This is a genomic window from Streptomyces prunicolor (genome assembly GCF_045162825.1).
Classification (GTDB): domain Bacteria; phylum Actinomycetota; class Actinomycetes; order Streptomycetales; family Streptomycetaceae; genus Streptomyces; species Streptomyces prunicolor.
In genome coordinates, this window is the sequence record NZ_CP108676.1 from 2,545,955 (window position 1) to 2,565,606 (window position 19,652).

Here is a 19,652-nt window from a genome sequence, read left to right on the forward strand (position 1 = left end):
GGGTTGGCCAATTGGTCGCTTGGTAAGGGAACGGCAAAATGGTCTCGGTCGTTCACGAGTCATGACAGCTATGACCCCCGGCTCGAACATCCCTCTCTCCGCCGCGCGCGTGACGGTGGACGTCGCCGCCCCGGTGCGGCTCGACGTATCGGGCCTGCTGCTCACGGGCGACGGCAAGGTGCGCTCCGACGACGACTTCATCTTCTACAACCAGCCGACGGGCCCCGGCGTGACCTACCGCTCAGGCGGCGGTACGGCACCCGACGCGATCACCGTCGACACCGGCGCCGTCCCGCCGGGCATCGAGAAGATCGTCGTCACCGCCAGCCCGGACGCGGCCGGCCAGAGCTTCCAGGGCATCGAGCCCACGGCCACCATCCGCAACGCGGACGACAACAGCGTGCTGGGCACCTTCACACCCCCGCAGCTCGGCGCCGAGACGGCACTCGTGGTCGTCGAGATCTATCTGCGCAACGGCGTCTGGAAGGCCCGCGCGGTCGGCCAGGGATACGCCAACGGCCTGGCGGGCATCGCCACCGACTTCGGCGTCTCGGTGGAGGAGCCGGCTCCGACACCGGCGCCGGTGGCCCCGCCCACCCCCACGGTGCAGACCCCGGTGGCGCCTCCCGTACCGCAGGCTGCCGTGACTCCCCCACCGCCGCCCGCCGCACCCCCGCTGGGCGCCGGAAAGATCAACCTCGACAAGGGCCGCGTCAGCCTCCAGAAGAACCAGACCGTCTCCCTGGTCAAGGGCGGCCGTCCGCTCCTCTCCCAGGTCAAGATGGGCCTCGGCTGGGAGCCCGCGTACCGCGGCAAGGACATCGACCTGGACGCCTCGGTCATCGCCTACGGCCCGCAGCGCAACCACGTCGACAGCTGCTACTTCGGCAAGCTCTCGATCCTGAACGGCGCGATCAAGCACTCCGGTGACAACTTGACGGGCGAGGGCGGCGGTGACGACGAGGTGATCGTGGTCGACCTCGGCCGCATCCCCCAGGAGGTCACCGGCCTGGTCTTCACGGTCAACTCCTTCTCCGGCCAGAAGTTCACCGAGGTCGCCAAGGCCTACTGCCGCCTCCTGGACGCCGCGACCGGCGAGGAACTGGTCCGCTTCGACCTCACCAACGCCGAGTCCCAAACGGGCGTGATGATGGCGAAGCTGGTCAAGCAGTTCACCGGCGAGTGGGACATGACGGCGATGGGCGACTTCGTGAAGTCCCGCACGGTGCGCGGCATGGTGAAGCCGGCGGCCCAAGCGCTGTAACCACCCCACACAGTCCTACGACCGCTGCGGGCGCCCCTTCCGAGGGGCGCCCGGCGTTCACTCCGACCCGGCAGCGGGCCGTAGGCCCTCCGTCAGCAGGGACAGGTAGCGGCGGATGTGCTTCCCCTGCCCGTTCGCCAACTCCGAGGCCGTCGACACCCCGTGGGCGAGCCGCAGGACCTCGATCGGCTCGATGTCCTGACGCAGGGTCCCCTCCCGCTGTGCCGCCTCCACCAGCCGCTGCGCCGCGCTCTTCATATGCGTACCGCAGACCGTGAGCGCGCGATTGCTGCCGTCCGCGACGGCCGAGCCCAGCAGGGCCTTCATGCCGCGCACCTGGATCGTGCCGACGCACACCTCGTACAACCACTCGGCCAGCGCCTCGCCCGGAGGCAGTTCCTTCGCGAGTTCGTCGGCGCGGGTCCCGAGCGCCTCGATCCGGTCGACGTAGGCCGCCTCCAACAGCGCCTGCCGGGTGGGGAAATGCCGGTACAGCGTCCCTGACCCGACGCCCGCACGCTTGGCGATGTCGTCGAGGGACGCGTTCTCCCCGTGCTCGGCGAAAGCCTCCGCCGCCACCTTCAGCAGTCGGTCGTAGTTGCGCCGGGCGTCCGCGCGCATGGGTCTGACCTGCGCCATCCAGATACTCCTTGCGAACCGGGGACCGTCTCCGTATCTTACCGAGTACTAAACGGAGACAGTCCCCGCTTACCACTGCGGGCAGTCCGTGCTGCCCGCACGCCTTTCACACGGGGACGCCAGACCGGGAGAACTACATGTCCACCCCGTCCGCACCGTCCACCACCGCCGATCCTCTCTCCGCACCACCCCGAACCGCCAGGCTCGGCACCGTCCTCTTCGTCGTCGTCACGGCCTATTTGATGGTCGGCGTCGACTCCACTGTCGTCAACGTAGCGCTGCCGGACATCCAGAAGGACCTCGACTTCAGCCCCACCGGCCTGTCCTGGGTCCTCAACGCCTACACGCTCGCCTTCGGCGGGCTGCTTCTGCTGGGCGGCCGGGTCGGAGACATCGTGGGCCGCCGCCGTACGCTCACGATCGGCGTCCTCCTCTTCGCGACCTCCTCCCTGCTCGGCGGACTCGCCACCGACAGCGCCTGGCTGCTCGCGGCCCGCGCACTACAGGGCGTGGGCGCCGCGCTCATCGCACCCAACACGCTCGCCCTGATCACCACCAACTTCCCGGAGGGCCCGCGCCGTCACCATGCGCTCGGCATCTACTCCTCCATGGCGGGCATCGGCGCCTCGATAGGCCTGGTCATCGGCGGCATGCTCACCTCCTGGGCGTCCTGGCGCTGGGCCCTGCTGATCAACGTGCCGATCGGCGTCGCGGTGGCCACCGCCCTTCCCCGTTTCGTCGCCGAACCACCGCGCCACGCGGGCCGGTTCGACGCGGCGGGCGCGCTCACCGGCACCGCCGGGATGACCTCGCTGGTGTACGCGTTCATCCGGGTCTCCTCGGACGGCTGGGGCGATACGCAGGCGCAGTTGGGGTTCAGTTTCGCGGCGGCCCTGCTGGCGGGCTTCACCCTGGTCGAGTCCCGCGCCGCCCAACCCATCATGCCGCTGCGCCTGTTCACGAGCCGCAACCGCGCGGGCGGCTACGCGGGCGTCCTGCTGCTGCCGGCGGGCATGTTCGGCGCGTTCTACTTCCTCACCTTGATCAGCCAACGTGTCCTGGACTACAGCCCGTTGCGCGCGGGCTTCGCGTTCCTGCCGATGACGCTGGCGATGTTCACGGTCGTGCGTCTCGTACCGCGCCTGCTGGCCCGCTTCGGCGCCAAGCCGATCCTGCTCACCGGCATGGCCGTGCTCGTCGCGTCGGCGACGTGGCTGTGGCAACTCCGCCCCGGCGACGGCTACTTGACCGGCCTGCTGGGCCCCCTGTTCCTGATGGGCCTGGGCGTCGGCCTCAGCTTCATGCCGCTCAACGTGACGATCCTCGCGGGCATCGAGCCGCGTGAGGCGGGCGCCGCGTCGGGTCTCCTCCAGACCCTTCAGTGGCTCGGCGGCACCCTCGGACTGTCCATCCTGGTCACGGTCTTCGGCACGGCGACCCGGCACGCGACCGGGTCACCGTCCGAGATCCTCGTCCACGGGTCGGCCAGGGCGTTCGGCGTCGGCGCGCTGATCGCCCTGGTCGCGCTGCTGGTGTCGGCGCTCGTGATCACCGGCAGGAAACCCGAGCGGGCCGAGGGGACTGCCTAGAGAGGACTGAGGGGACTGAGGGGGACTGCTGGGACCGCCTAGAACAGCGCGCTGTACGCGTTCAGCGCGGGCTGGCCGCCGAGGTGGGCGTACAGGACTGTGGAGTCGGCGGCGATCTCACCGCGGGCGACCAGGTCGATCATCCCTGCCATGGACTTGCCCTCGTAGACGGGGTCGGTGACCATCCCCTCGGTGCGGGCGGCGAGGCGCATCGCCTCCAGGGTGGTCTCGTCGGGGATGCCGTAGATGCCGGCGTGGTAGCGGTCGTCCAGTTCGACGTCGTCGAGGGTCAACTCGCGCTTGATACCGATCAGTTGGGCGGTGCCCTGGGCGATGCGGGCCACCTGCTCGCGGGTCTCGGCGGGCTTCGCCGAGGCGTCGATGCCGAGCACCCGGCGCTCACGCCCGCCCGCCTCCTCGATGGCCTTGAACCCCGCGACCATGCCGGCCTGGGTGGAGCCGGTCACCGAGCACACCACCACCGTGTCGAAGAAGACGCCCAACTCCTCTTCCTGCTGGGCGACTTCGTGGGCCCAGTTGGCGAAGCCGAGGCCGCCGAGCGGGTGGTCGGAGGCGCCGGCCGGGATGGCGTACGGCTTGCCGCCGCCCTCCTCGACCTCGCGCAGAGCCTGCTCCCAGCTCTCCTTGAAGCCGATGCCGAACCCGGCCTTCACCAGCCGTACGTCCGCTCCGGCGAGGCGGCTGATCAGGATGTTGCCGACCTTGTCGTAGACGGAGTCGGGCCACTCCACCCAACTCTCCTGGATCAGCACGCACTTGAGCCCGGCGCGGGCGGCACAGGCCGCGACCTGGCGGGTGTGGTTGGACTGCACGCCGCCGATCGAGACGAGGGTGTCGCAGCCCTTCGCGAGGGCGTCGGCGACGAGGTACTCCAGCTTGCGGGTCTTGTTGCCGCCGTACGCGACACCGGAGTTGCAGTCCTCGCGCTTGGCCCAGAGGGCTGCGCCGCCGAGGTGTGCGGTGAGGCGCTCCAGCGGGTGGACGGGCGAGGGGCCGAAGAGGAGGGGGTAACGGTCGTACGAGGAAAGGGACATGAGTTCTCCAGGGTCAGTCGGCGTCGGCCAGGTCCGCGAGGGTGTGCCAGATGTCGGCCGTGACGCGGACCGCACCGTCCGTGTCACCTTCGGCGCAGGCCTCGATCAGCCGCTCGTGCAGTCCGGCCGAGCGGCAGGAGCCGCCCTCACCGAAGCGTCGTCGCTCCAGTCGGCGGATGAGCGGGGTGTAACGGGCGATGGTGGCGGCGGCGGCGCGATTGCCGCTCACCCGCACCGGTACGTCGTGGAGTTCGTCGTCGGCGCGCAGGGCCGCGTCCACGTCACCGGCGGCCACGGCGGCGGCGAACCGGTCGTTGGCCGCGCGCATCACGTCAACGTCCGTGTCCCGCAAGAGGGGTACGGCGACGCGCGTCACCAACTCGTGCATGGCCCCGACCACGGCGGCGGCGTCCCGCACCTCGGCGGCCACCACCGGCGTCACCCGGGTGTAGCTCTGCGGCTTGCTCTCCAGCAGGCCCTCCTCCACCAGCCGCGAGAACGCCTCGCGTACCGGCGCCCGCGACAACCCGAGCCGCTCGGCGAGATCGGCGTCCCGCACCACGGACCCGGGCTCGATCTCCCCGGCCACGATGGCGTCGCGGATCGCTTCGTAGGCGCGGTCGCGGAGAAGGGTGCGCGGGACGGGCCGTAGGGCTTCCATGAACCGAATAGTAGAACTGAAATGTTAGATGTCAATGGTGCGCCCACACCCTCGTCCACACATGGGTGTGGCCCGCACCCATGTGTGGGTGCGGGCCACATGTCTCACTTCAGGCCGCCCAGGGCCAGTCCGCGTCCCGGGCCGCCTCCAGCAGCGGCACCATCCGGAAGGCCGCGTCCGAGAGGCCGCCGAAGGTGTGCCGGTTGGCGGTGCCGGACGGGCCGTGGCCTGCCCGGTACCCGGCGAGGTTCCAGGTGTAAACCGGCACCCCGGCCGGTACCTGCGCGGTCGGGTCGCCGTGCCGGCTGTACTCGTACTGCTCGTCGGTGACGATCAGCACCCGGTCCTGACCCCGGTAGTGCGAGCGGACCGCCGAGGTGGTGTCGGTGCCGCCCAGGTCGCCGAAGCGGCCCAGGATCCTGAGCACCGACTCGCCCGCGCCGAAGTCCAGGCGCTTGCTCGTGGTGCCGAACTCGACGAGGTCCGCGTCCGCCGCCCGCAGCGCGAGCGCCGTGCCGAAGATCGCCGCCGCGTCGGCCCGGTTGAGCTCCGAGCGGTCGGACAGCCGCGAGAAGAACATCGAGCCCGAGCGGTCCACGAGCACCAGCGTGCGGCCCGGCAGCGCGGGCACGTTGGCCAGCGAGTGGCCGAGCGCCTGCTCCAGCGGGTACGACCAGCGCAGCGAGGGCGCGTGCTGGTACGCGGCGAGGTACCGGAAGGGGAACTGCCGCGAGCGCGCGACCTCCGCCGGGTCGCTGATCTTCGCCGCGACCCGGGCCGCGACCTCGTCGCAGACCCCGGCCTCGTCGAAGTTCCGGAGGTTCCGGACCAGCGCCATCGAACCCATGGACGGGATGGCCGCCTCCCAGGCCGCCTTGTCCATCGGCCCCTGGAGCCAGCCGGCCAGCGCCTCCCACGTCATCCCGGCCGCCGCGAGCCGCTCCGCGCCGTCGGCCGCGGTGACGACAGCGCGTCGCCGCTCGACCGGCAGCGCCATCAACTCGCGGTGCGCGGTGAGGACTTGGTTCGACGCGGGCGGTACGGCGGTGTCCGGGTGGTGCCGCCGGTCCAGCGCGTACTGGAACAGCTCGCCCTGCCACGCCTTGTCCGGGTCCGGCGCCGCGTGCACCAGGTTGAGGATGTCGCCGAAGCGGTAGCCCCTGGCCGCGGTGTCGTACTTCAGCAGCGACTTGCCGCCGTAGAGACGCCGTACGGCGTCGGCGACACCGCGCTTGACGGGCTTCGGGATGGCGCGGCCGTAGCGCGTGGTCCAGTACGCGAGCAGCTCGCCGGGCTCGTCCGGGCGCCGGAGCACGGAGTCGACGACCTGTCGGTTCGAGGGGCCGTCGGTCGCGCCGGCGTCGAGGCGGGCCTTCACGTACTCGGCGGCGCCCACGAGGGAGGCCGTACGGAGGTTGCCCTCGCCGCGCAGCCAGCCGAGGAGGCCGGCCGTCCAGGCCGGGTCGGTGACGGCGAGCTCGCGCACGAGCGTGGCGAAGCGGTCGTCGCGGTCGGCGCCGGTCTCGTAAAAGGTCTGCTGGGAGACGAAGTTGGCGACGGCGAGCAGAAAAAGCTCGGAGCGCGCGTCGCGCTCACTGCCTCGGCCGCCCTGGTAGGTACGGAGCACTCGGCCCGTGGAGGTGACGCGCGAAGTGGGCTGGGTCTTCGCCGCCTTGGTGTTGAATCGCGCCATGGTGAATTCCCCCGAATTCCTTGGTGTTTCGGAGGAAGACGCAGCGGAAGGTGGATGCCCGAGATCAGAGAGCGGCGACGGACTTATCAGATGCTCTACCCAATTGAGCTACACCGACCCGAAGTCGATGACGGGACTCGAACCCGCAACCGTCTGGCCCAATGAAGTAACCGTTGCCTGCGCACCGGGCACCCACCATGAGCTGCGCCTCCCGAGATCAAGAACGGCTGCGGTGTCTTTTTCGATCACAACGAAGTAACCGCCGCCTGCGCACCGGGAGGTGCGTGCTGTTGTGATCTCAGAGTAGGAGGCGCAGCTCTGGAGGGGCCAACCAATTAATTCCGTACGGGAGTTCAGCCGCGCTTCTGCCGCTTCCACGGCCCCGTGATCGCCAGCATGATCCCCGGAGTCTGGATGTTGGCGTAGAGCGTCTTGCCGTCGGGTGAGAAGGTCACGCCGGTGAACTCACTGTATTCCGGCTTCTCTTCGGTGCCGATGTTGAGTTCGTTACGGGCGATCGGGTACGTGCGTCCGCTGTCCGTCGCGCCGAACAGGTGCTGGACGCCCTCGCCGTCCTCGGCGATGACGAGGCCGCCGTAGGGAGAGACGGTGATGTTGTCGGGGCCGTCGAACGCGCCGTCCACGGACGGGTCGGGGTTGACGCCGATGAGGACCTTGAGGGTGAGGGTGCGGCGCTTGGGGTCGTAGAACCAGACGGCGCCGTCGTGCTGGACGGGGCTCTCCGTGCGGGCGAACGAGGAGACGATGTACGTGCCGCCGTCGCCCCACCACATGCCCTCCAGCTTGCGGGCGCGGGTGATCTCACCGGCGGCGAACTGCTTGCGGACGGAGGTCGTCTTGGCGTCGCGGTCGGGGACGTCGACCCAGTCGACGCCGTAGACCGTGCCGATCTTCGTGGCGCGGGAGAGGTCGTCGACGAACTTGCCGCCGGAGTCGAAGCACTTGAAGGCCTGGAGGACGCCCGCGTCGTCGGCGAGGGTGCGCAGCTTGCCGCGGCCGTGGTGGAAGTGCTCCGGCGGGGTCCAGCGGTAGAGGAGGCCGTTGGGGTTGGCCGCGTCCTCGGTCAGGTAGAGGTGGCCGCGCTTGGGGTCGACCACGACGGCCTCGTGGGCGTAGCGGCCAAGTGCCTTGATGGGCTTGGGGTTTCGGTTGGCGCGACGGTCGACCGGGTCGACCTCGAAGACGTAACCGTGGTCCTTGGTGAAGCCGTTGGTGCCGGCCTTGTCCTCGGTCTCCTCGCAGGTGAGCCAGGTGTCCCAAGGGGTGTTGCCGCCCGCGCAGTTGGTGACGGTGCCGGCGATGCCGACCCACTCGGCGACGTGGTCGCGGCGGACCTCGACGACCGTGCAGCCGCCGGCCCCGGCGGGGTCGTAGACGAGGCCCTCGGTGAGCGGGACGGGGTGGGGCCACTGGGCGCGGGGGCCGGCCAGCTCGTGGTTGTTGACGAGGAGGGTGGCGCCGCGCGGGCCGTCGAAGGTGGACGTGCCGTCGTGGTTGGAGGGGGTGAACTCGCCCGATTCCAGCTTGGTTTTCCCGCAGTAGGTGATGACGCGGTATTTGAAGCCGGCGGGGAGGGCGAGAAGGCCGTCCGGGTCGGCGAGCAGCGGGCCGTAGCCGACGCCGGGGTGCTGGTGCCCGTGACCGTATTCGGCCGCCGAGTCCTCACTGTCGGTGTCGGTGGCGGCGAGGGCGTTGGGCGCGGTGGCGAGGGCGCCGACGCTGCCCGCCAGCGCGACCCCGGCACCGGTCAGCGCGGACTTTGCGGTGAAATCCCTGCGGGTGAGCGACATGCGTGTCTCCTGTGACGGTGGGTGTGCCGTGGAGGGTGGCGGACCTCGGTCGGCGCCACGCTCCCGCCCATGCCTGAACGGGAGTTGAACGCCGAGCGACATCGCCAGTCCCTCTTCCATGAATCCGTATGTACTCCCCCACGAAACCCAAAAGTCATCCGCTCCGGAAGAATCGGCCGGGCGGCACTTCGAAAGCAAGGTCAAAGGGCGTGTAGCGGACGGAAAGTATGGATCGGGGCGAAATTCGTGATTCATTTCAGATTGCCTTGACTCTGCCTGCCCCCCGGCCATAGACCTGAAGAGCACACCGCGGAGGGCCGGTTCACGAATCCGGCCCGTGTGAGCGGGAAGTGCCCCCTTGAACGGCCCTTTCGAGAAGGCGCGATCGCAGCAGCCATAAGGGACCGAGAGCCGTGACCCGATGAGGTGGTCTGGCGTGAGCCAGCCCGAGATGATGCGAGGACCGACCGGCGGCCAGCTGAGTGACAGCTCCCGCCGGCAAGCGAATTCAGACTTCCTGCGGCCGCAGTCGCCGCTGGCCAACGTCGTCGGCTTCGGCCACGGCGTGAAGTGGATCGACGGACAGGCCACGGGCGAAGCGGCCGTGCTGGTGTTCGTGACCCAGAAGGTGCCGGAGTCCCAGCTCCCCGAGCGGGATGTCATCCCGCGGACGATGGACGACGGCACCCCCACCGACGTCGTCGCGGTCGGCCATGTCGCCGCGCAGCGTCAGCAGCAGCAACGCAGGACCCCGGGCCGCTCCGAGGACCGCGGTACCTCCTACCGGAGCGACGGCAGCACGGCCGAGCAACTCGCCGGCCTCGCGCAGCCGTTGCTGGAAGAGCTGGGCGGGCTCGGCCAGTTCGAGCCGCAGCTCCTCAAGCGCCGTATGCGCCCGGCTCGTTCAGGCGTCTCGATCGGCAACGTGCGAGTGACCGCGGGCACGTTGGGCAGCGTGGTGTACGACTTCCTGCCGGGCGCCTCCGTGGACCCGCCGGGCCCCGGCCTCGGCACACCCGCGAGGTTCTACGTCCTCTCCAACAACCACGTGCTGGCCGACTGCAACCGCGCCCAGCTGGGGAGTTCGATCCTTCAGCCCGGCGCCTACGACGGCGGCACGGACCCCGACGACCGCCTCGCGACCCTGGACCGGTTCATCCCGATCCAGTTCGCGCCGCAGATCCCGGTGGAGCACCACAACAACGTGGTGGACTGCGCGCTCGGCGCCGTGGACTTCCAGGACGCCACCCGTGAGCAGCACTTCAGCGGTGCGCCGCGCGCCTGGCGGCGCAAGGCCAACGTCTCGGTCGGCGACCTGGTGAAGAAGACCGGCCGTACGACGAACATCAGCTTCGGCCGGATCATCGCGACCGACGTCACGATCGACGTCGGCTACGGCACGGCGGGCACGGCCCGGTTCAAGGACCAGGTCCTGACGACGAGCATCTCGGCGGGCGGCGACTCCGGTTCGCTGGTGACCTCCCTCGACAACGTCGCGACCGGTCTGCTCTTCGCGGGCTCCTCGGTCGTCACCGTGGCCAACCACATCGAGAACGTCCGCGCACTGCTGCGGGTGGAGATCGCCGAGCAGCTGGCCTGACGGTCACTCAGCACCCGTAACGGTCGCTCAACACCCGTACCGGAAGAGGGAATCAGCATGACCACGCAGGCCAAGCGGCAGAAGAGCCATACCGGCTCCGAGCACCGCTTCCACAATCCCCAGGGCGCGGAAGTAAAGACGCGTGACGAGGCGTTCGCCTCCCAGCAGGACATGACCGCCGAGGCGGCCTCCGCGTCCACCAAGCTGGAACTGCACAACGGGTCGATGACCTTCGCCATCGAGGTGGAGTACAACCCCAACACGTACCCGCACGTCGTGACCGGCGGCCGGATCACCTCCGGCATCAGCGGCGCCCCCTGGGACATCACGGGCGGCTTCATGGGCGAGACGATCCGTCTCGACGCGAAGCGCACCGGCCAGGGCGCCCATGCCAACGCGATGACCCTCGTCGGCGAGTTCCAGAACCCGCCGGCCTACCGGGGTACGTACGGCTTCAACGGGGACTCCTCGTCGTTCAAGCACACGACGAGCTACCACTGCTGAGGCGGTGAACCGTCGGGGTGTGGGGAGGTCGACCTCCCCACACTCCGGCTTTCCGCGTCAATTCCCTTGCTGGGAGCGCGCCTTGAAGGCCGCCTTGCGCGCTTCCTTCGCGATCCGCTTGTCGGGGTGCAGGCGTCCCATCGCCTCCAGGACGTCCGCGGTCGCCGGGTGGTCGACCCGCCAGGCCGCCGCGAAGAAGCCGTTGTGCTGCTGGGCCAGGCCCTCGACCAGGGCTTGCAGCTCCTCGGAGTTGCCCTCGGCGGCGAGTTGCGCGGCGACCGTGTCGACGGTCAGCCAGAACACCAGGTCCTCGGAGGGCGCGGGGACGTCGCTCGCGCCGTGTTCGCTCAGCCAGACGCGGGCGAGGCCGCCCAGTTCGGGGTCGTCGAGCACCTCGCGCAGTGCGGGCTCGGCCTCGTCGCCGACGAGGGAGAGTGCCTGCTGGCAGAGCAGCCGCCGTAGCGGCGCGCCGGTGTCGGCGCCGCGGGCCGCGGCGAGCAACTCCCGTGCCGCGGCGAGGGGTTCACGACCGGCCAGCCACTGCTCGGTCTCGGCCCGCGCGGCCGCCTGCGGGAACGTCGACGTCCCGTCGAGCAGCGCGTCCGCGCCCTTGTCCGCGAGATCTCCTACGGCGGGGGCGGCGAAGCCCGCTTCGAGGAGGCGGGCGCGCAGGCCGTAGAGGCCGAGGGGGGTGAGGCGGACCATGCCGTAGCGGGTGACGTCGGTCTCGTCGACGGGCGCGGTGGGTCCGTCGGTCAGCTCGTCGGGGTCGGCCATGAGGGCCTCGTCGACGGGCTGGTACTCGACGATGCCGACCGGTTCGAGGAGCCGGAACTGGTCGTCGAGGCGCATCATCGCGTCGGAGACCTGTTCCAGGACGTCGTTGGTGGGCTCGCCCATGTCGCTGGGCACGATCATGGAGGCGGCGAGCGCAGGCAGCGGGACGGGGCCGTCGCCGGGGCCGTCCTCGTTGACAGTCAGGAGGTAGAGGTTGCCGAGGACGCCGTCGAGGAACTCGGCCTCCGCCTCGGGATCCCAGTCGAGTGACGAGAAATCGACCTCGCCGCCCTCGTCCATGGCGTCGACAAGACCGTCCAGATCGGGCACGCTCGCGTCCGCGAGAAGGGTGTCGAGGGCCCCGAGCCACACCGCAAGCACATCGCCGGGCGAGCCGGAGGTGAGCTGCGCCAGCTCCTCGCCCGCCGCCACGGTGCCCTCCTCCTCGTCGACGACCTCGACGAGCCCGGTGTCCACGGCGACCCGCCAGGCCTCGCTCGCGTCGGCCGCGGCGTCCTCGCCGGTGAGACCGAGGAGCTCGGCCGCGGCGGGCAGTTGCTCGTCGACAAGGCTGCCACCGGCGTCGATGCGGGTGTCGGGCCCCGCCCAGCGGGCGAGCCGTGCGGCCCGGGCGAGCAGGGGTGTGGACAGCGCGTCGCGCGCCAGCTCCGCTTCGGAGTGCAGCCGCACCGGCGGCAAGGGGGAGCTGTCTGACATCGGTGGGTTCTCCTAGGGCGCCTCGAAGGCCGTACGACGGCTGTACGACGGCCGTACACGACACACGACTCAGCCGCTCAGCCTAGACGGATTTCGCCCCATGCCGCCCGGTTCATGTTCCGGCCACGAGGAGTACATGGCCGAAACCTTGACAACTGGGCGGCCTCGCAATGAGATTGACGCGCGTAGAAATGTCATGGACACCTATTCCAGGTAAGTTCTACGCGCGTCGCCACCGCCCCACCGGTTCGCGGCTCCCACCGCCGTATTACCTGTTCTCACCTGTTCCTGTTGTTCCATCACCCTCGTCCCGGCACTCATGCATGTCCCCGGAGGGATCCCGTTGCCGAGCAAGTCCTCCGCGCGTCTCGCCGCGCTCACCGTCGCCGCCGTCTGTTCCGTGGCGTCCACGATCGTTCTCACCTCGCCCGCGCACGCCGACAGCGTGCGCATCCATGACATCCAGGGCACGACCCGGGTATCCCCGTACGCCGGCCAGAAGGTCGCGGACGTACCGGGCATCGTCACGGGCGTCCGTACGTACGGCTCGTCGAAGGGGTTCTGGTTCCAGGACGCGACCCCGGACGACAACCCGGCCACGAGCGAGGGCGTCTTCGTCTTCACCAGCTCCACGCCGAAGGTCGCCGTCGGCGACTCGGTCACCGTCTCCGGCACGGTCTCCGAGTACGTGCCGGGCGGTGCCGCCACGGGCAACCAGTCGCTGACCGAGATCACCAAGCCGACGGTCACCGTCGTCTCCAGCGGCAACGCCGTTCCGGCCGCCGTCGTGATCAGCGACCGGTCCGTGCCGAGCAAGTACACGCCGGCCGGCGACACCGCCGCGAGCAGCTCGATCAACGCGCTGACGCTCCAGCCGAAGAAGTACGCCCTGGACTACTACGAGTCCCTTGAGGGCATGAACGTCCAGGTCTCCGACGCGCGCGTGGTCACCGCGACCGACCCGTACGCGGAGCTGTGGGTCACGGTGAAGCCGCACGAGAACGCCACCAAGCGCGGTGGCACGATCTACGGCTCCTACGACTCCCAGAACGGCGGGCGCCTGCAGATCCAGTCCCTGGGCGCGACTGCGGACTTCCCGGTCGTCAACGTCGGCGACAAGCTCACCGGCACCACGGCCGGCCCGCTGGACTTCAACCAGTACGGCGGCTACACCCTCGTCGCGAACGAGATCGGCGCCGTGAAGAGCGCGGGCCTCAAGCGCGAGACGACGAAGAAGCAGTCGAAGAGCCAGCTCGCGGTGGCGACGTACAACGTCGAGAACCTCGACCCGTCGGACGGCACCTTCGCCGCGCACGCCGCCGCGATCGTGAACAACCTCCAGTCCCCCGACATCGTGTCCCTGGAGGAGATCCAGGACAACAACGGTGCCACGGACGACGGCACGGTCGACGCGAGCGTCACGGTGAACAAGCTGATCGACGCGATCGTCGCGGCGGGCGGCCCGAAGTACGACTGGCGCTCGATCAACCCGGTCAACGACCAGGACGGCGGCGAGCCCGGCGGCAACATCCGCCAGGTGTTCCTGTTCAACCCGGAGCGGGTCTCCTTCACCGACCGCACGGGCGGCGACTCGACGACCGCCGTCGGTGTCACCAAGGTGCACGGCAAGGCCCAACTCACCGCGTCCCCGGGCCGGATCGACCCGGCCAACGCGGCCTGGAGCGCGAGCCGCAAGCCGCTCGCGGGCGAGTTCGTCTTCAAGGGCAAGACGGTCTTCGTGATCGCCAACCACCTGATCTCCAAGGGCGGCGACCAGCCCCTGACCGCCCAGTACCAGCCGGTCACCCGCAGCTCGGAGACCCAGCGGCACGCGCAGGCGACGGCGGTCAACGCCTTCGTCAACGAGATCCTCGCCGCGCAGAAGAACGCGGACGTGATCACGCTCGGCGACATGAACGACTTCGAGTTCTCCGACACCGCGAAGATCCTCGAAGGCGACGGCGAGCTGTACTCGGCGATCAAGTCCCTGCCGAAGAACGAGCGTTACACGTACGACTACCAGGGCAACCAGCAGGTCCTGGACCAGATCCTGATCAGCCCGTCGATCCGCAAGGACTGCTTCGAGTACGACAGCGTCCACATCAACTCGGAGTTCAACGACCAGATCAGCGACCACGACCCGCAGGTGCTGCGCTTCCAGCCGTAGCACCCGCGGGGCCCACGGGGGGCACGGGGGGCACGGGGGGGTGGTTGGACGGGGTCTCGCCGACTTGCACCAGGTCAGGCGAAGGCCCCGTCCAGCCAGTTCCGCCAGGCGAGTTCGTTCGCCTTGGCGTCGGCGTCCGGGGCGAAGTCGTGGACGCTGATGCCGACCGGGGCGCCCCAGTGGTTGCGCCCGAAGAAGCGGATCAGTGCGCTGTCGGTGCGCAGTCCGATGAAGTACGGGTCGCGGAAGTCGAGTACGGCGTCCAGGAGTTGACCCTCGGGACCGCGCGCCTGGATCCGTGTCCCTTGCTCGGTGTCGTCCGCGAGGCCGAGCGCCCGGCCGACAACTCCGAAGGCGTCGGCGGCGGTTGAGGCGTCGGGGCCGTCGAACGTCGCGAACGCGACTGGCCGACCCGCGAAGTGGGTGACGTACTCCCGCAGGGTGTGCAGATAGAACGCGTTGTGCTTGCGCGCGCCGTCGTACTGGTTGTCCCAGTCGTCGGTGAAGATCCCGCTGTGCACGTACCGCACCCAGGCCCGCCGGCCGTCGTCACGGGGCTCGATGGTCTCGTCGATCTGGTTGAGACTCTGGGTGGGGAAGCCCACATCCTCACTGAGGGCGGTGAGCCGGTGCGGCGGGTCGAAGTTCGTGAGCGTGGACCCGAAGGGCCCGACCCGCTTCTCCCCGTCGAACTCCATCGGCCACAGCCACCCGCCCGTACCGGACGTGATGGCGTCCCACACCTCCCCCGGCGTGGCGTCGACCTCAAACTCGTAGACGATCTCGAATTCCTTGGACATGGCTGACTCCTGAGTACTACGGGTTCTACGGGTTCTACGGGTTCTACTGGCTCTATTGGCTCTATTGGCTCTGCTGGTTCTGCTGGTCCAGTTCTGGGGTGGGTGGCGTCTTGAGCGTGGGGTGGACGGCCACGACGATCCGGTGGTCGCGCCCCTCCTCTGCGTCACCCGCGTCGTACTTGCGGATGAGGGCGCTCACCCCGGCGGTCAGCTCCTGGATGAACGCGGCCCGGTCGGCGGCGGACGCGAAGCGCACCTCGCCGTCCAGCGCGTAGGTCGCCAGCCGCTGGTGAGCCTTGGTCGCGCCGGTGATCAGCGAACCGACGTCCCGCACCAGCCGGGCGCCGAGCGCCAGCAGCCAGCGCGCGGAGAGCTGGTCGCGGAACCGGTCCGGGTCCGGCTGCACGGCGGCGAGCGCGAGCGGCGAGATGACGTACGACGCGGCGGTCGCCCGCATCATCCGCTCGGTGACATTGCCCTTGCGCCGCTCGCCGTCCAGCTCGACCAGGCCGTGCCGTTCCAACGCCTTGAGGTGGTAGTTCACCTTCTGCCGGGGCAGTCCGACCTTGCCGGCCAGCATGGTGGCCGACGCGGGTCCACCCGCCAGCTCGGCGAGCAGGCGGGCCCTTATGGGGTCCAGCGAGACGGCTGCGGCCTCGGGGTCCTCGATCACGGTGACGTCCAGCATGCGTCCACCGTCTCACCGAACACTTTTTTTGTCCAGGGGGGTGAGATTGTCGGTGGGGGTGCCGGGGGGCGCCATTCTTTACGGGTCCCGCTCCGCGCGGGGGGGGCGACGCCACGACGCCACATCGACCAGGGGGATCCAGTGATGAGCACCGATCCGGAGCGCACACCGCGCCTCGCCGAGGACGCCACGGCGGAGGACGCCTGAGCGATCTACGACTTTCTGGTGCCGCGTCTCGAATCGCTGCGGCGGGCTCACGACAGCGGCACGGAGGAGCACCGCACGGCCGCGGCTCTCGTCGAGGCGGTGTCCGCCCCGGTGCCGGCGATCGAATCGGAGATCCGAGGCACCGAGAAAGTGCGCATCGCCGACCCCTCGGCCCGACCGCTCACTCCCGCCCCGGCGTCGGCCGAGAGCGAGCGGATCGCCAAGGAGAAGCGGCGACTCGGCATGATCAGGGAGTACTGGAACCAGCTCTGCGGCATCGTTCACACCTGGCGCGGGAGCGACGGTTACGACCAGGCCCGGTGGCAGCAGGCGACGTTCCTGGACGCGAGCGCCGAGGCCGAGTACCACCGGTACCGCACCGCAGCACCGTGATCAGTCGGCGACGAGCCCGAGCGCGTGGTCGTAGCGGCTGACCGTGGTGCTCTTCAACCCCGGCCAGGTCTGGACGCGTTGCCACAGCTCGGTGGCGGAGCCGATGCCGTCGCCGGGGGCCGCGAGGGCCTCGATGTGGGACTGGGCGCTGTCCCACTCCGCGTAGTTGAGGACGCGGGTGCCGTCGGTGGAGAGGTGGAAGTGGGCGGAGATGCCGCCGGGGTGCGGCGCGGGTTCGTTCTCCAGGGCCTCGAACACGGCGTCCACCCAGGCGCGTTGGCGGTCGGGGTCGGGGCCCTCGAACTCGATGTCCACGATCACGATGCAGCCGGGGATGCGCCTGGGGATGCGTCCGCCCCGGTCCGCCGGAGCGCCACCGCTGCGGTAGTGCCGGTAGCGGCCGAGGCCGAGCCGCTCGATGCCCGGTACGGCGGTGTCGATCTCGTCGACGCGCTCCTGACGGCGGGTCTTGACGAAGGCCTCGTACGCCGGCTCGCTCGTCCACTGCGCGTAGTGCAGCAGGGTGGAGGCGTCGTGGCCGGTGTACACGTGGTAGCCGAGGAGGTCGCCGGCGGGCCAGGGGCGGCGCTCCCAGGCACCGGCGATCGCCTCCACGGACTGCCGTTGGCGCAGGGGTGTTCCCACGCGCCAGGTGCTGAAGAAGGGGGCGCCGACGCGGGGGTCGGCGAGGTCGGGGTGGGAGTCGGTTCGGCGGGTGGTCATGCGGGCCTCCGGTGCTCGGTACGGGTGCGTGTACCGAGCAGCCTTCAACCTCGACCAGAGTTGAGGTCAAGGCCCGCTCCCTACTGCTGTGCCCCGCCCCCTTCCAGCCGCGCCAACCGGCTCTGGAACCAGTCGAGCCGGGCCTGCAACAGGGCGGCCTCCGCGACGAGTTCGGGCACGCCGAGCCCTTCGGGAAGCCCGGGGTCGACGGTCGCCGCCGGGTCGCCTGGATCTCCCGGGTCGCCTGGATCTCCCGGGTCGCCTGGGCCTCCCGGGCCTCCTGGGGCGCCGCTCCCGGCCACCACCCGCAGCCCGTCCCCGGCCAGCCGGGCGAACGTGGCGAGTGAGACGGACGTACGGCCGTGGACGCAGCCCGCGCACGCGGCGGCCAGGGCGCGCCAACCGGGCCTGCCCCAACCGGCGTCGGCGAGCGCGACGGCTCGCGCGCCGCAGGCGCAGGGACCGACGGTGGCGGTGCGGATGCGCTGGCGGGCGTAGCGGAAGCCGAGTTCGAAGCGGATGTAGGTGCCGAGGACGGTGATGTCGAGGAGGACCGCCGCGCGGTGCTCGGCGATGCACAACAGGGCTTCCGCGGTGGCCCGTTCGTGCACACAGTGAAAGCCGCAGTCGCAGCGCCGCGCGGGCGAACGGTGCCGGCTGCCGTAGACGCAGGACGCGTCGGCCATGACTCCGTACGGCAGCGCGCCGCCCAGCGACACACCGGTGAACCCGGCCCGGGTGCCGTCCTGGGACAGCACCGGGTGGGCGATCTTGAATCCGGTCGGCGGCTCCGTCGGACGTTCCTCGGGGAGCCGCAGCCTCATCGGGCGGCCGGAACCTCTTCGGGCGCCTTCTCCCGCGTGAACTCCGCCGCGCTCTCGGGGAGTTCGAGCTCTTCCTCGTGAATCTGCGGCCGCTCTTCGGCTACTCCGGTGGCCAGTGCCTTGCCGAGCTTCATGACGCCTCCCGTGACCAGGGGTCGATCAACTTCCCACGTCTGTGACCTTCCTGGCCATGGTGACCCATGAAAGGGCCAGTTGGACATAGGGCCTTGATGCTCGGGGCGCGGAGCGCTAGTAGGGGCCGCCCCGGAAGTAGAGACTCCTGTACGGCCGGGGGCGGTCGCCGTGTTCGTGCGCGGCGTCGGAGCGGTCGGCGGGGGTCGAACGGTCGGCCAGGTCTCGCAACGTCTTCAGGCCGGTCAGGATCTCGGCGCGGTGTTCGGCGGTCTTCATCCAGGCCGGCAGCCGCGCGAACATCGCCAGCGTCGGTGACAGTCGGCCCCGTTCGCGCAACTGCGCGCCCACGTAGGCCGAGAGGGCGTCGATGTGTTCCTCGTTGTAGGCCCACAGGATGTGGCCGGCGCAGCGGGTCTGGAGCCAGAGCGGCCGACGGAAGAAGGGGTCCTCGGTGCCGCCCGGCTCGGCGCCGACCAGGGCGTTGTCCCGTGTGTCGGCTTTCCAGTCGGCGACGGCCCCGCACCCGGCGCACGCCAACCGGCGCGGCTGGAACAGCAGTTCCATGGCGGACCGGGGCGCGGGCAGGCCAGGTCGCGGGACCACGAGCGCACGGCCGCCGCAGCGGGGGCAGACCACCAGCACCCGACCGGTGAACCGGGCCAGCGGGACGCCCTCGTCGCGGTGCCGTGCGGGATCCCCCGCGGCGTCGCCCTTCCCCGTCACGCCGCCCCCAACGCCTTCGCGACCGCGTCCCTGTCCTCTTCCTCCGAGGGGGCCGATCGGCCCTGGCCCGCCGCGAGTTCGGCGAGGGAGGTCATCGTCACGCCGGGCAGGCCGCAGGCCGTGAAACGGGTGAACTCCGCAAGGTCGGACGTGATGTTGAGGGCGAAGCCGTGGCTCGTCACGCCGCCCCGATGGGGGCCCCTCCCGCTCGAGCGAAGCCGAGAGTGGGGGAGCATCCCGATCGAGGCGAGCTTCGCGCCGTCCGGTGTCCACACGCCGACCAGGGACTGGGCGCCGGGTGGGGTGTCCCGTCGTAGCGTCTCGAAACCGAGGGTGGTGCAGGCGTCGATCAGGGCGTTCTCGACCTGGCGCACGATGTCGCCGGGGCCGCGCTCGCGGAGGTTGAGGACCAGGTAGCCGATCAGCCGGCCGGGGCCGTGGTAGGTGGCCTGGCCGCCGCGGTCGACCGGGATCAGGGGGATCGGGGAGTCGGTGGGGAGTTCGGCGGGCGGGGTGCGGGCGCTGTAGGTGATGACGGGCGGGTGGGTGAGCAGGGCGAGGCGGTCGGGGATCTCGCCCGCGCGGCGCTGCCCGACCCAGCGGGTTATCCGCTCGACGGCCTCCTCGTACGGCACCTCGCCGAGGTCGAACCGCTCGATGTCACCCATTGTGCAGTATTCCT

General features: G+C 70.1%; 19 protein-coding genes. 6 read left to right on the forward strand and 13 right to left on the reverse strand.

Annotated elements, in window-relative coordinates:
• Positions 1-70: 70 nt before the first annotated feature.
• The gene (locus OG588_RS11430) at positions 71-1,264 is read left to right on the forward strand and encodes a TerD family protein (protein ID WP_405953094.1); all 1,194 of its coding nucleotides are present in this window, start codon (positions 71-73) and stop codon (positions 1,262-1,264) included.
• Between the two features lie 57 nt (positions 1,265-1,321).
• On the opposite strand, the gene OG588_RS11435 is transcribed toward OG588_RS11430, so the two are convergent.
• Positions 1,322-1,903, reverse strand: a complete 582-nt coding sequence (locus OG588_RS11435) for a TetR/AcrR family transcriptional regulator (protein ID WP_405947181.1) — start codon at positions 1,901-1,903, stop codon at positions 1,322-1,324.
• A 137-nt stretch (positions 1,904-2,040) separates the two neighbouring features.
• Between OG588_RS11435 and OG588_RS11440 the strand changes: the two genes are divergently transcribed.
• The gene (locus tag OG588_RS11440) at positions 2,041-3,492 is read left to right on the forward strand and encodes an MFS transporter (RefSeq protein ID WP_405947182.1); all 1,452 of its coding nucleotides are present in this window, start codon (positions 2,041-2,043) and stop codon (positions 3,490-3,492) included.
• Positions 3,493-3,530: 38 nt separating this feature from the next.
• On the opposite strand, the gene OG588_RS11445 is transcribed toward OG588_RS11440, so the two are convergent.
• The 4 genes from OG588_RS11445 to OG588_RS11460 all read right to left on the reverse strand — a co-directional run bounded on the left by OG588_RS11445 (position 3,531) and on the right by OG588_RS11460 (position 8,712).
• Positions 3,531-4,547: a 1-aminocyclopropane-1-carboxylate deaminase gene (locus OG588_RS11445; RefSeq protein ID WP_405947183.1), complete on the reverse strand. Its 1,017-nt coding sequence runs from the start codon at positions 4,545-4,547 to the stop codon at positions 3,531-3,533.
• Positions 4,548-4,560: 13 nt separating this feature from the next.
• A complete protein-coding gene (locus OG588_RS11450) occupies positions 4,561-5,208 on the reverse strand; it encodes a GntR family transcriptional regulator (RefSeq protein ID WP_266875895.1) in 648 nt (215 codons plus the stop codon).
• A gap of 109 nt (positions 5,209-5,317) precedes the next feature.
• Complete coding sequence (locus tag OG588_RS11455) at positions 5,318-6,901, reverse strand: TROVE domain-containing protein (RefSeq protein WP_405947184.1); 1,584 nt, start codon at positions 6,899-6,901, stop codon at positions 5,318-5,320.
• A 353-nt stretch (positions 6,902-7,254) separates the two neighbouring features.
• Positions 7,255-8,712 (reverse strand): alkaline phosphatase PhoX, encoded by a 1,458-nt coding sequence (locus OG588_RS11460; RefSeq protein ID WP_405947185.1) that lies wholly within the window; start codon positions 8,710-8,712, stop codon positions 7,255-7,257.
• Between the two features lie 436 nt (positions 8,713-9,148).
• Here OG588_RS11460 and OG588_RS11465 point away from each other — a divergent pair, with 436 nt between their 5' ends.
• Together OG588_RS11465 and OG588_RS11470 are read left to right on the forward strand one after the other, a co-directional pair.
• Positions 9,149-10,312, forward strand: a complete 1,164-nt coding sequence (locus tag OG588_RS11465) for a hypothetical protein (protein WP_405947186.1) — start codon at positions 9,149-9,151, stop codon at positions 10,310-10,312.
• A 57-nt stretch (positions 10,313-10,369) separates the two neighbouring features.
• The gene (locus OG588_RS11470) at positions 10,370-10,816 is read left to right on the forward strand and encodes a hypothetical protein (RefSeq protein ID WP_405947187.1); all 447 of its coding nucleotides are present in this window, start codon (positions 10,370-10,372) and stop codon (positions 10,814-10,816) included.
• Positions 10,817-10,873: 57 nt separating this feature from the next.
• On the opposite strand, the gene OG588_RS11475 is transcribed toward OG588_RS11470, so the two are convergent.
• A complete protein-coding gene (locus OG588_RS11475; protein ID WP_405947188.1) occupies positions 10,874-12,310 on the reverse strand; it encodes a hypothetical protein in 1,437 nt (478 codons plus the stop codon).
• 343 nt (positions 12,311-12,653) lie between these two features.
• Between OG588_RS11475 and OG588_RS11480 the strand changes: the two genes are divergently transcribed.
• Entirely contained in the window at positions 12,654-14,477 is a 1,824-nt protein-coding gene (locus OG588_RS11480) for an endonuclease/exonuclease/phosphatase family protein (RefSeq protein WP_405947189.1), read from the forward strand.
• A 74-nt stretch (positions 14,478-14,551) separates the two neighbouring features.
• On the opposite strand, the gene OG588_RS11485 is transcribed toward OG588_RS11480, so the two are convergent.
• Positions 14,552-15,277 (reverse strand): SRPBCC domain-containing protein, encoded by a 726-nt coding sequence (locus OG588_RS11485; protein ID WP_405947190.1) that lies wholly within the window; start codon positions 15,275-15,277, stop codon positions 14,552-14,554.
• A 61-nt stretch (positions 15,278-15,338) separates the two neighbouring features.
• Positions 15,339-15,965, reverse strand: coding sequence for an ArsR/SmtB family transcription factor (locus tag OG588_RS11490; protein ID WP_405947191.1), 627 nt, complete (start codon positions 15,963-15,965; stop codon positions 15,339-15,341).
• Between the two features lie 225 nt (positions 15,966-16,190).
• Here OG588_RS11490 and OG588_RS11495 point away from each other — a divergent pair, with 225 nt between their 5' ends.
• Positions 16,191-16,565, forward strand: a complete 375-nt coding sequence (locus tag OG588_RS11495) for a hypothetical protein (RefSeq protein ID WP_405947192.1) — start codon at positions 16,191-16,193, stop codon at positions 16,563-16,565.
• Here OG588_RS11495 and OG588_RS11500 read toward each other — a convergent pair whose 3' ends face one another.
• The 5 genes from OG588_RS11500 to lipB all read right to left on the reverse strand — a co-directional run bounded on the left by OG588_RS11500 (position 16,566) and on the right by lipB (position 19,638).
• The gene (locus OG588_RS11500) at positions 16,566-17,288 is read right to left on the reverse strand and encodes an antibiotic biosynthesis monooxygenase (RefSeq protein ID WP_405947193.1); all 723 of its coding nucleotides are present in this window, start codon (positions 17,286-17,288) and stop codon (positions 16,566-16,568) included.
• 80 nt (positions 17,289-17,368) lie between these two features.
• Positions 17,369-18,112, reverse strand: a complete 744-nt coding sequence (locus tag OG588_RS11505) for a hypothetical protein (protein WP_405947194.1) — start codon at positions 18,110-18,112, stop codon at positions 17,369-17,371.
• Positions 18,109-18,246, reverse strand: a complete 138-nt coding sequence (locus OG588_RS11510; protein ID WP_405947195.1) for a hypothetical protein — start codon at positions 18,244-18,246, stop codon at positions 18,109-18,111. Before OG588_RS11510 ends, OG588_RS11505 begins: the two co-directional genes overlap by 4 nt.
• Before the next feature lie 115 nt (positions 18,247-18,361).
• A complete protein-coding gene (locus tag OG588_RS11515) occupies positions 18,362-18,970 on the reverse strand; it encodes a hypothetical protein (protein ID WP_405947196.1) in 609 nt (202 codons plus the stop codon).
• Complete coding sequence (gene lipB, locus OG588_RS11520) at positions 18,967-19,638, reverse strand: lipoyl(octanoyl) transferase LipB (RefSeq protein WP_405947197.1); 672 nt, start codon at positions 19,636-19,638, stop codon at positions 18,967-18,969. The genes OG588_RS11515 and lipB overlap by 4 nt, the downstream gene beginning before the upstream one ends.
• Positions 19,639-19,652: the final 14 nt, after the last annotated feature.